This is a genomic window from Mitsuaria sp. TWR114 (assembly GCF_007997345.1).
This window is the reverse complement of record NZ_VOSR01000606.1, coordinates 1-11,652: the sequence shown is the minus strand read 5'-3', so window position 1 is coordinate 11,652 and position 11,652 is coordinate 1. Positions and strand designations below refer to the sequence as shown.

Below are 11,652 nucleotides of genomic sequence, written 5' to 3'. Positions count from 1 at the left end.
ACGGCCTGATTTCCCCGCGGCGGTGCATCCCGGGATGCACCGCCGCGGGGAAATCAGGCCGTCGGCGGCACATATCCGGCGGGTTGTTCCGCGCCGCCGCCGAAGAAGAACTGCTCCATCTGCCGCGCGAGGTATTGGCGGGCGCGTTGGTCCGCCAGATTCAGGCGGTTTTCGTTGACCAGCATGGTCTGGTGCTTCATCCAGGCCGCCCAGGCTTCCTTGGAGACGTTCTCATAAATGCGCTTGCCGAGTTCGCCGGGATAGACGGGAAAGTCCATGCCTTCGGCTTCCTTCTTCAGATAAACGCATTGCACGGTGCGGGCCATATCAAACCTCGATGTTCAGAAAGTGGGGGGAAGGGACGTCGCCGGGCGGGTTGCGCCGGCGGCGCCGGGTCAGCTGAGTTTCTTGACCAGGACCTGCGAGCGGCGGTCCCAGTTGTATTTGCGCTTGCGTTCCTCGGGCAGCCAGTTCGGGTCGACCGGCTGGAATCCGCGCTTGATGAACCAGTGCATGGTGCGCGTGGTCAGCACGAAGATGCTGGTCAGGCCCATCGCCTTGGCGCGCTGCTCGATGCGCTTGAGGATGCGCTCGCCATCGCCCTGGCCCTGCACGGCGCTGGAGACGGTGAGCGCGGCCATTTCGGCGGTGCGCGCTTCCTGGTAGGGATGCAGCGCCGCGCAGCCGAATATCACGCCGTCGTGCTCGATGACGGTATAGGACTCGATGTCGCGCTCGATTTCGCTGCGCTCGCGCTTGACCAGCGTGCCATCGCGCTCGAACGGTTCGATCAGCGCGATCAGGCTGCCGATATCGTCGTGGGTCGCTTCCCGCAGGCTTTCGAGTTTCTCGTCGACCACCATCGTGCCGATGCCGTCGTGGGTATAGACCTCCTGCAGGATCGCGCCATCGACGACGAAAGGCAGGATGTGCGAGCGCTCGACGCCCGATTCGCAAGCCTTCACGCAGTACTTCAGGTAGAAACCGACGTCGGTCGGCTGCGTCGGCGGCGGCAGTTTCGCGATCAGGCGTTTGGCGTCGGCCAGCGCGAGTTCCGTGTCGATCGCGCTTTCCGGATCGTCGGGGTTTTCGCGCACGCCCTCGACCTCGGTCATGAACAGCAGCTTGTCGGCCTGCAGCGCGATCGCGGTTTCGGTCGCGACGTCCTCCATCATCAGATTGAAGGCGTCGCCGGTGGGCGAGAAACCGAAGGGCGACATCAGCACGATGGCGCCGATATCGATGGCGCGCTGGATCGCGGCGGCATCGACGCGGCGCACGATGCCGGAGTGCTTGAAATCAACGCCGTCGACGATGCCCACGGGGCGCGCGGTCAGGAAATTGCCCGATACGACGCGCACCGTGGAATTGGCCATCGGGGTGTTGGGCAGGCCTTGGGAAAACGCCGCCTCGATTTCGAAGCGCAATTGGCCGGCGGCTTCCTGGGCGCTGTCCAGCGCGATGCCATCGGTGATGCGCATGCCGTGGCTGTATTGCGGCTGGTGGCCCTTGAGCGCGAGCTGCTCGTTGACCTGCGGGCGGAATCCGTGGACCAGCACGATCTTGATGCCCATCGCATGCATGATGGCCAGGTCCTGGACGAAGCTGTTGAGCTTGCCGGCTGCGATCATTTCCCCGGTCATCCCGACGACGAAGGTTTCTCCGCGATACGCATGGATATAAGGGGCCACCGCGCGAAACCACGGCACGAAGGTATGGGGGAAGACCAGGCTCATGGGCGCGGATTGTGCAACAGGCTGTCCCCCCAACGCGGCGGGAAGGTCACTTGCGGGACACCGTCCGGCGGCGGAGCATGGCGCCTCCACAACACCCCCCGGAGCGAGACGATGGAAGTCTTCAAGACCCATGGCGCCTTCAGCTGGTCGGAGCTGCTGACCACCGATCCGAAGAAGGCTTCGGAGTTCTACGGCAAGCTGTTCGGTTGGAAGATCGACGTGATGCCGATGCCCGGCGGGCCGGCGGAGGCGCCGCCGTATTACCTGATCAAGACCGCCAAGGGCGGGGACGACGCGATCGGCGGGCTGATGGCCTGTCCGCAGCAGGGCATGCCGCCGGCCTGGGGCGTGTACGTGACCGTCGACAACGTCGACGAGACGGTCGCGCAGGCCAAGGCGATGGGGGCCAAGGTGCTGATGGAGATCATGGAGGTGCCCACCGTGGGACGGATGGCGACCCTTCAGGATCCGCAGGGGGCGGTGATCAACGTGATCACCTACGCCGAGATGCCAGCAGCCTGACGACCGGCTCCCACTTGCGGCGCGAGATAATCCGCGCCCCGTGAGTCAGAACACCAACGCCCCCGCCCCGGCGGCTCCGAAGACGGATCGCGCCCCGCGTCCGCCGCGCCGCCCGCGCCAGCAGGCCGCTCCTCGGCCTCCCGCTCCCGCCAACCCGATCCCGCCGATCGAGTTCCCCGAATCGCTGCCCGTCTCCGGCCGCCGCGAGGAGATCATGCGGGCGCTCGCCGAGCACCAGGTCGTGATCGTCTGCGGCGAGACCGGCTCGGGCAAGACCACGCAGTTGCCCAAGATCGCGCTGGCCATGGGCCGCGGACGCGGCAACGGCGGCGGCCTGATCGGCCATACGCAGCCGCGCCGCATCGCCGCCTCCAGCGTCGCCAAGCGCATCGCCGAGGAGCTCAAGTCGCCGCTGGGCGACGTGGTCGGCTACAAGGTCCGCTTCCAGGACCGGCTGCAGCCCGGCGCCTCGGTCAAGCTGATGACCGACGGCATCCTGCTGGCCGAGACCCAGACCGATCCGCTGCTCCAGGCCTACGACACGCTGATCATCGACGAGGCCCACGAACGCAGCCTCAACATCGACTTCCTGCTCGGCTACCTGCGCGAGATCCTGCCGCGCCGGCCCGACCTGAAGGTCATCGTGACCTCGGCGACCATCGATGCGGACCGCTTCGCGCAGCACTTCGCGTCGGCCAAGGGACCCGCGCCGGTGCTGATGGTCTCCGGGCGGCTGTTCCCGGTCGAGCAGCGCTACCGCCCCTTCGAGGAGTCCCGCGAGTACGACGTCAACGACGCCATCTGCGACGCGGTCGACGAACTCTGGCGCGAAGGGCGCGGTGACGTGCTGGTCTTCCTGCCCGGCGAGCGCGAGATCCGCGAGGCCGCCGAAGCGCTGCGCAAGCATCACCCGCCCGGCGTGGAGGTGCTGCCGCTGTTCGCGCGTCTGTCCGAGCAGGAGCAGAACCGCGTCTTCCAGCCGCACGGCCAGCCGCGCATCGTGCTGGCGACCAACGTCGCCGAGACCTCGTTGACGGTGCCCGGCATCCGCTACGTGATCGATCCCGGCCTGGCGCGCGTCAAGCGCTACAGCTACCGCAACAAGGTCGAGCAGCTGCAGATCGAGAACATCAGCCAGGCCGCCGCCAACCAGCGCGCCGGCCGCTGCGGCCGCGTCAGCAACGGCATCTGCGTGCGGCTCTACGAGGAGAAGGACTTCCTCGGCCGGCCGCGCTTCACCGATCCGGAAATCCTGCGCAGCTCGCTGGCCGGCGTGATCCTGCGGATGAAGGCGCTGCATCTGGGCCAGGTCGAGGACTTCCCCTTCATCGAGCCGCCGCCGCGCAAGGCCATCGCCGACGGCTACCAACTGCTCAACGAGCTGGGCGCCGTCGACGAGCGCAACGAGCTCACCCCCATGGGCAACGAGCTGTCCAAGCTCCCGCTGGACCCGCGCGTGGGCCGCATGATCCTGGAGGCGCGCAAGCGCGACGCGCTCAGCGAAATCCTCATCATCGCCAGCGCGTTGTCCGGCCAGGACGTGCGCGACCGCCCGGCCGAGCAACAGCAGCAGGCCGACGAGAAGCACAAGAAGTTCGACGACGAGAAGTCGGAGTTCATGGGCTATCTGAAGCTGTGGAAGTGGCTCGGCGACGCGCGGGGAGGGGAAGGGGAGCACAAGCTGTCGGTCCGCAAGCAGGAGCAACTGCTGCGCGACAACTTCGTCAGCCCGCGCCGCGTGCGCGAGTGGCGCGACATCTACTCGCAGCTGCACACCGTCGTGGCCGAGCACGGCTGGCGCCTGAACGGCGCGCCGGCGACCTACGAGCAGGTCCATCTGTCGATGCTCGCGGGCCTGCTGGGCAACATCGGCGTCAAGGCCGATGACGACGACTGGTACCTGGGCGCGCGCGGCATCAAGTTCTGGCGCCATCCCGGCGCGCACCTGAGCAAGAAGCCGGGCCGCTGGATCGTCGCGGCGGAGCTGGTCGACACGACGCGGCTGTTCGGCCGCGGCATCGCGGCGATCGAGCCGCAATGGCTGCCGGGCATCGCCGGCCACCTGATCAAGACCCAGCTGCTGGAGCCGCACTGGGAGAAGAAGGCCGCGGAGGTCGTGGCGCTGGAGCGCGCGACGCTCTACGGCATCGTGCTCTACAACAACAAGCGCGTGAACTTCGGCCGCATCGACGCCGCCGCCGCGCGCGAGATCTTCATCCGCGAGGCGCTGGTCAATGGCGACTGGGAGACGCGGCTGCCCTTCCTGGCGCATAACCAGAAGCAGATCGCCAAGGTCGAGGAGTTGGAACACAAGTCGCGCCGGCAGGACGTGCTGGTCGACGACGAGCTGATCCACGCCTTCTACGACCAGCAGCTGCCGGCCGACGTGTACTCGGGCGCGACGCTGGAGAAGTGGTACCGCGAGGCCAGCAAGGCCGATCCCAAGCTGCTGCACCTGAGCCGCGACGAACTGATGCGGCACGAGGCCGCCGGCGTCACCAGCAATGCGTTCCCGAAGACGATCCGGCTGGGCGGCGTCGATTGCACGGCGACCTACCTGCATCAGCCCGGCGACGCGCGCGACGGCCTGACCGTCACCGTGCCGATCTACGCCTTGAACCAGGTCAGCGACGAGCGCGCCGATTGGCTGGTGCCCGGCATGCTCGAGGCCAAGGTCACCGCGCTGCTCAAGAGCCTGCACCAGAAGCCGCGCGCCCGGCTGACGCCGCTGCCCGAGTTCGTCGCCGAGTTCGTCGAGCTGCATCCCTTCGCCCAGGGCAACCTGGTCGAGGTGCTGCTCAAGGCGGTGAAGGAGCGCACGCAGCTGGCGGTCCAGCGCAACGACTTCAAGCTCGAGCAGGTGCCCGCTCACCTGTTCATGAACCTGCGCGTCGTCGACGAGCACGGCCGCCAGCTTGGCCAGGGCCGCAACCTGGCCACGCTCAAGGCGGAACTCGGCGGCCAGGCCCGCTCCGCCTTCCAGGCCCTCGCCGCGCTGAAGCTGCAATCCTCGACCCCGTCGACCGACGCCGCCACCAGCGCCGATGCCCGCACCGACGCCGGCGCAGGCACGGCCGCAGGCGCTGGCGCTGGCGCGGGTCTGAACTCCCTCTCCCGCTCGCGGGAGAGGGCAGGGGTGAGGGCAGCGTCCGCCGAAGGACCAGCCTCTTCCTCGGCCGCCCAACCCTCCCGCGGCATCAAGGCGACGATCGCGCCGCCCCCCAAGCCCGCCGCCGAAGCGACGAAGACCTTCACCGCCTGGACCTTCGGCGAGCTCCCCGAGTTGATGGAGATCCGCAAGGGCGCCCAGACCCTGATCGGCTTCCCGGCGCTGATCGACAAGGGCGCGCACGTCGAGATCGAGGTCTTCGACGAACCCGAGCTCGCCGCCGCGAAGCACCGCGCCGGCCTGCGCCGCCTGATCGCGCTGCAGCTCAAGGAGCCGCTGAAGTACCTCGAGAAGAACATCCCCGACCTGACGCAGATGGCGGTCGCCTACATGAGCCTGGGCACCGCCGAGGAGCTGCGGGACCAGATCGTCGCTGTCGCCCTGGACCGCGCCTTCCTCGCCGACCCGCTCCCCACCGATGAATTCAGCTTCAAGGCCCGCGTCGAGGAAGGCCGCGCGCGCCTGAACCTGATCGCTCAGGAAGTGGCGCGGCTGGCATTCAACGTCCTGATCGAGTACCAGGGCGCGCTGCGCAAGCTCAAGGACACCCGCTCGGCCTCCAAGGAAGTCGTCGATGACATCCAGTCCCAGCTGCAGCGCCTGATGCCCAAGCGCTTCGTGCTGCAGACGCCCTGGAGCCAGCTGCAGCACTTCCCGCGCTACCTCAAGGCGATCACGCTGCGCCTGGACAAGCTGCGCGCGGACGCGGCGCGCGACGCCAAGCTGCTGTCGGAGCTGCGGCCGCTGGAGCAGCGCTGGTCGCGCCGCGTGGCGGAACTCAAGGGCACGCCGGATGCCCGGATCGACGATTTCAGGTGGCAGCTGGAGGAGCTGCGGGTGAGCCTTTTCGCACAGGAACTGAGAACGCCGCAGCCGGTGAGCGTCAAGCGCCTGGAAAAGGTGTGGTCCCAGTTACAAAACTGAGCGGAGAATCGCCCCTACTTCTCCAGGCGAGGACATCGGGTTTTCGGTCCAATCCAAGCTACAAAAGGTCCGTGGCCCCCGCACCACCGGGTGTCGCTCATCGCTCGTGTCTGACAACAACACAACATCCACCGCCGCCCCGATGCGGCGCTTCGGCCGCTTCGAGCTGCGCGCGCTCCTGCACAAGAGCCAGCGCTCGATGCTGTGGGTGGTGTTCGACCCGGCGTCGGGCCAGGACATGTACCTGATGATGCCGCGCGAGAAGCCCAACAGCGAGGCGGCGATGCTGCACTGGCTGAAGACGGTGGACGGGGCCTCGCGGATCCATCATCCCAACCTGGCCCATGTCATCGAGACCGGCCGCGTCGATCCCTGGCCCTATGTCGCTTACGACCGCGCCCTCGGCGAGACGCTCGAGGAGCGCCTGGCGCGTGGCGGTCCGCCGCTGCCGCTGGACGCGGCCGGCTGGGCCGCGCAGGCGCTCGAGGGTCTGGCCTTCGCCCACGAGGCCGGCCATGCGCACCGCGACATCCAGCTCGCCCACCTCGTCGTCGACGGCTCGAACCATGTGCGCGTGCTGGGCCTCGAAGTGGCGCAGGAGATCGTCCCCGCGAGCGCCGACTTCAACGCCGCCACCCGGCGCGCGGTGCGCGAGGCGGCTGAAGAGGACGTCGTCAGCATCGGCCTGCTGCTGCACCGCCTACTGACCGGCAAGCCGGTGCTGGACGAGCCCGACCTGCAGGCGGTGCTGCAGCGCATGCAGCCGCAGGGCCACGAACTGGTGCGCCTGGGCTGGGAAACCCCGTATCCGATCCCCGAGCCGCTGCGCGCGATCGTCAACCGCGCCAGCGACCGCCAGACGCGCCAGCGTTATCACCTGGCGCGCAGCTTCTGGCGCGCGCTGGACGGCTGGCGCCAGTCGGCCGAGCAGGACGACGGCGGCCCGATCGCGCTGCTCAAGGACAAGATGCAGCGCTTCGGCCATCTGCCCAGCACCTCGACGCGGCTGGTGACGACGGTGGCCTCGTCCTCGATGGAATCGCAGCACGGCAGCCAGCTCGCCGCGATGGCGCTCAAGGACATGGCGCTGTCGCTGGAGCTGATCCGGCGCGTCAACAACGCGCTGCGGCAGCAGGGCCCGACCAGCGGCGGCACGGTGCTGAACCTGCAGCGCGCGATCGCGATGCTGGGCCTGAATGGGCTGGAGGACGCGGCCCGCGCGCTCAAGCCCTGGCCCGGCCCGATGAACGACGGCCAGGCGCAGTTCATGCAGAGCGTGATGCGCCGCGTGCAGCGCGCCGGCCAAGTAGCGCAGGCGCTGCGGCCGGCGGGCTACGACGGCGAGGTCGTGTATCTGATCTCGCTGATGCAGAACCTGGGCCGGCTGCTGGTGCAGTACCACTTCCCGGACGACGCGCAGCAGATCCGCCAGTTGCAGGTCGCGCCCGAGGCGACCGAGGACAACCCCAATCCGCGCGGCATGAACGAGCAGTCGGCCGCCTACGCGGTGCTGGGCTGTGACCTGGAAAGCCTGGGCCTGGCGGTGGCCCGCTACTGGGGCCTGGGCGACGAACTGCAGCACATGATGCGCCGCCAGCCGCAGGAGGCGCCGGTGCGCCATGCCGATGGCGACATCGAGCTGCTGCGCCTGACCTGCAGCCTGGCCAACGAGCTGGTGGACGCGCTGGCCGCGCCGGAGCGCAAGCGGCAGGCGGCGATCGAGCTGGCGACGCGGCGTTATGCGCGCGCGCTCGGTCTGGGCCTGCGTGAGATCTACGACGCGCTCGGCGCCAGCGGCGCGATCGCCGACGCCGGCGACAGCGGCCTGGGCGCGATGACCGATCCGTCGATCGGCGCGGCCGCGACCGCCGCGCCGCGCTCCCGGCTGCGGGAGCGCGCTGAATCGGGCGCCCCGGCGAGCTCGCCAGGGACGCGCATGCCCGAGCCCGGCAAGGACCGCCCATGACCGCCATGCCGCCCGCCGTCGGGCGCTTCAAGCCGCTGCGCAGCCTGGGGCAGGGCGCCCAGGCGACGGTGTGGCTGGCTCATGATCCGCGGCTGGACCGCGAGGTGGCGCTGAAGGTGCTGACGCAGGCGGTGGACCGCGCCAGCGTCGATGCCTGGCTGCATGAGGCGCGCGCGGTCAGCCGCTTGACGCATCCCAACATCGTGCCGGTCTTCGAGGCCGACATCGAGGCGGGCCAGACCTACATGGTCTTCGAGTACGTGCCCGGCGGCACGCTGACCGAGCGCCTGCGCCAGCGCGGCCGCCTGCCCGCGCGCGAGGCGGTGACGCTGATGCTGGGCATCCTGGACGGGCTGCACGCGGCCCATCAGGCCGGCGTCGTGCACCGCGACCTGAAACCGTCCAACATCCTGATCGACTCGACCGGCCGCCCAAGGTGATGGACTTCGGCATCGCCGGGCGGGTGGCCGCCGGCGGCAGCGCGGCCAGGCCCAACCGCATCGTCGGCACGCCGGGCTACATCTCGCCGGAGGCGGCGCGCGGCGATGCGCCCTCGCCGGTGATGGACGTGTTCGCGGCGGCCGTGATGCTCAGCGAGATGCTGTCCGGCCAGCGCCTGAACTACGACCCCGATCCGTGGCGCGCGGTGCGCCGCGCGATGGAGCAGACCCTGGACCCGCCCGCGGACCTGGGCCCGGACAGCGACGACGCGCTGCGCGCCGTGCTGCTGCGCGGTCTGGCGCGCGAGTCGGCGCAGCGCTGGTCCGATGCCAAGGCCTTCCACGACGCGCTGGCCGCCTGGCTGCATCCCGCCGGCGAGGCCCCCGACGCGGGCGAGGGCGGCAACGCGACGCTGGAGTTCCTGCTGCGCCGCATGCGCCATCGCAGCGACTTCCCGGCGATGGCCGATTCGGTGGCGCGCATCCAGCGCATGACGCAGTCGGAGAACGAGAGCCTCACCACGCTCTCCAACGAGATCCTCAAGGACGTCGCGCTGACCAACAAGCTGCTGCGGCTGGTCAACACGGTGCAGTTCAGCCACGCCGGCGGCGGGCACATCAGCACGGTGTCGCGCGCGGTGGCGCTGGTGGGCTTCGGCGGCATCCGCAACCTGGCGCTGTCGCTGGTGCTGCTGGAGCGCATGGAGAACAAGCATCACGCGCAGCGCCTGAAGGAGGAGTTCCTGCGCGCGCTGATGGCGGGCTCGCTCGCGCGCGAGCTGTGCCTGGTGCCGCGCGAGAACGAGGAGTCCTTCCTCGCCACGATGTTCCAAGGGCTGGGTCGTCTGCTGGCCGAGTTCTACCTGCCCGAGGAAGCGCAGCAGGTGCGCCGCGTCGTGCGGCCCGAACGCGGCATGGGCGAGCAGGCCGCGCCGCCGATGAGCGAGGCGGCGGCCTCGGCGCAGGTGCTGGGACTGAGCTACGAGAGCCTCGGGCTGGGCGTGGCGCGGCAGTGGGGCTTCCCCGACAGCCTGCAGCGCAGCATGCAGCGGCCCGACGGCGACGCGCCGGCGCGGCTGGTCGAGCATTCGACGGACCGCATGCGCTGGCTGGGCCGCGCCAGCAACGACGTGGCCGACGTGATCCTGAACAGCGATCCGGCCGAGGCCCATGCCAAGGTGCGCGCGATGGCGCAGCGCTACGCACGCGCGCTGGGCGCGAGGCCAAGGCCTTCGAGGCCGCGGCCGACCAAGCGCGGCAGCGGCTGACGCAGCTGGCGCAGGCGATGGACATCAAACTGGCGAAGAACTCGCCCGCGCAGCGGCTGCTGGCGCCGCTGACGCCGTCGGCGGAGGATTCGCTGTCGCCGCACCAGCTGCAGGCGACGATGGTCGAGGGGGCGCCGGCGGGCGGCGTCATCTCGGCGGAGCAGGCGGCGGCGACGCTGGCCGCCGGCATCCAGGACATCACCAACGCGATGGTGGAGAGCTTCAAGCTCAACGAGATCCTGCGGATGATCCTGGAGACGATGTACCGCGGGCTGGGTTTCCGGCGGGTGATCTTCTGCCTGCGCGATCCCAAGACCGAGACGCTGACCGGCCGCTTCGGCCTGGGCGAGGGCGTCGAGGCGGTGGTGCCGAGCTTCCGCGTGCCGCTGCGGGTCATGCCCGGCATGCCGGCCGACCTGTTCACGGCCATCTGCACCAAGGGCGTGGACACCCTGATCGCGGATGCCTCGCAACCCAAGATCGCCGAGCGGCTGCCGGCGTGGTTCCTGAGCGGCGCGAAGGCGCACAGCTTCCTGATCCTGCCGATGGCGCTGCGCGGCGCGCCCTTCGCGATGATCTACGCGGACAAGCCCGAGCCGGGCAGCGTGGTGCTCGACGAGAAGCAGCTCTCGCTGCTGCGCACGCTGCGCAACCAGGCCGTGATGGCCTTCAAGCAGGCGAACTGAGCCCGGCCGCTTCGCGGGGGGGCGCCGCCGCCGTTCGTGAGCGGCTTCACGGATCGCCCTTCCGGGCAGGGGCGCGGCCCGCGAAACCTTGATATTTCCGGCCGAACCGCGCTGCCGGGCCCTCATGGCTTGTCACTGACGCGCCGCCATGCATCAGCCATGGCGACGACAGTCATCCATGAAGGGAAATCCAATGAAGCACGAATTGAAGAAGACGCTGGTCCTGCTGCCGCTGGTGGTCGCGCTGGCGGCCTGTGGCGGCGGTGGGGGCGACAGCAGCTCCGTCGACACGACCCGGAGCGCGGACGGCGCGGGCGCGGGCACCGGCCGGCTGTGGTGAAATGGCGACACCAAGGACACGCCGGCCACGCCGGCCAAGCCCGCGGTGGATGAGCTGTTCCACCTCTCGCCTCGTGGCACGACCGCGCGCTACCTGCTGCTCGGCACCAGCCTGCAATCCACCGGGGCGCTGGAGACCCTCGAGCAGCAACCGACGGGCGGCGTCGTGGCGATGAACGCCCACACGCTGACGGGCCCGGACCTGTCGGTGGCGGACATCGCCGGCGACGAGACCTTCGCGCAGGGCCGGTGGGCCAAGGGCACGGCGCTGGCCGCCGGCAGCACCTCGACCCTGGGGGGCGCGCGCAACGCCGCCTATCACTACGTCGTCCACCTCGCCGCGACCCATTTCCCTGCCGGCGGCACGCTCCGGTGCGATGCCGGCACGTTCACGCGGCCCACGGTCATCAGCAACCCCTCGGCGCCGGCGCTCGGTGTCGCGACGGGCTCGGCCGCGCTGAGCTTCAACGACGCGGGCGCGTGGTCGACGTGTCGGTCACCGCGGCCGCCGGTCACCGCACCGGCACGGTGTCGACAACCGGACGAACGATCGCACCAGGCGCTTCGGCCGTCACCGGGAACTTCTTCAGCCAGGGCGACGG

General features: G+C 69.6%; 9 protein-coding genes and 1 pseudogene. 8 read left to right on the top strand and 2 right to left on the bottom strand.

All coding sequences use genetic code 11. The annotated features are described in order from the left end of the window. Positions 1-53: 53 nt before the first annotated feature. Together FUT87_RS20555 and argA are read right to left on the bottom strand one after the other, a co-directional pair. Complete coding sequence (locus FUT87_RS20555) at positions 54-326, bottom strand: oxidative damage protection protein (protein ID WP_091723184.1); 273 nt, start codon at positions 324-326, stop codon at positions 54-56. Between the two features lie 69 nt (positions 327-395). Further along, complete coding sequence (gene argA, locus FUT87_RS20550) at positions 396-1,736, bottom strand: amino-acid N-acetyltransferase (protein WP_147242219.1); 1,341 nt, start codon at positions 1,734-1,736, stop codon at positions 396-398. Between the two features lie 111 nt (positions 1,737-1,847). On the opposite strand from argA, the gene FUT87_RS20545 reads away from it, so the two are divergent. From FUT87_RS20545 to FUT87_RS20525, 8 genes and pseudogenes are all read left to right on the top strand, one after another. Then, positions 1,848-2,258 carry a VOC family protein gene (locus tag FUT87_RS20545; RefSeq protein ID WP_147242218.1) on the top strand — a complete coding sequence of 137 codons (411 nt, stop codon included), beginning with the start codon at positions 1,848-1,850 and terminating at the stop codon, positions 2,256-2,258. Between the two features lie 40 nt (positions 2,259-2,298). Further along, entirely contained in the window at positions 2,299-6,351 is a 4,053-nt protein-coding gene (hrpA, locus tag FUT87_RS20540) for an ATP-dependent RNA helicase HrpA (protein ID WP_186830658.1), read from the top strand. Positions 6,352-6,457: 106 nt separating this feature from the next. Further along, a complete protein-coding gene (locus tag FUT87_RS20535) occupies positions 6,458-8,317 on the top strand; it encodes an HDOD domain-containing protein (RefSeq protein ID WP_147242217.1) in 1,860 nt (619 codons plus the stop codon). Then, on the top strand, positions 8,314-8,757 hold the full coding sequence (locus FUT87_RS30990) for a serine/threonine-protein kinase (RefSeq protein ID WP_255511949.1): 444 nt from the start codon (positions 8,314-8,316) through the stop codon (positions 8,755-8,757). The genes FUT87_RS20535 and FUT87_RS30990 overlap by 4 nt, the downstream gene beginning before the upstream one ends. Then, the gene (locus FUT87_RS30985; protein ID WP_255511948.1) at positions 8,757-10,025 is read left to right on the top strand and encodes an HDOD domain-containing protein; all 1,269 of its coding nucleotides are present in this window, start codon (positions 8,757-8,759) and stop codon (positions 10,023-10,025) included. Before FUT87_RS30990 ends, FUT87_RS30985 begins: the two co-directional genes overlap by 1 nt. A gap of 17 nt (positions 10,026-10,042) precedes the next feature. Then, complete coding sequence (locus FUT87_RS30980; RefSeq protein WP_255511947.1) at positions 10,043-10,711, top strand: GAF domain-containing protein; 669 nt, start codon at positions 10,043-10,045, stop codon at positions 10,709-10,711. Between the two features lie 193 nt (positions 10,712-10,904). Beyond that, the gene (locus FUT87_RS29110) at positions 10,905-11,051 is read left to right on the top strand and encodes a hypothetical protein (protein ID WP_186830657.1); all 147 of its coding nucleotides are present in this window, start codon (positions 10,905-10,907) and stop codon (positions 11,049-11,051) included. A 45-nt stretch (positions 11,052-11,096) separates the two neighbouring features. Further along, a pseudogene (locus tag FUT87_RS20525) lies at positions 11,097-11,652 on the top strand (hypothetical protein); the annotation flags it as partial.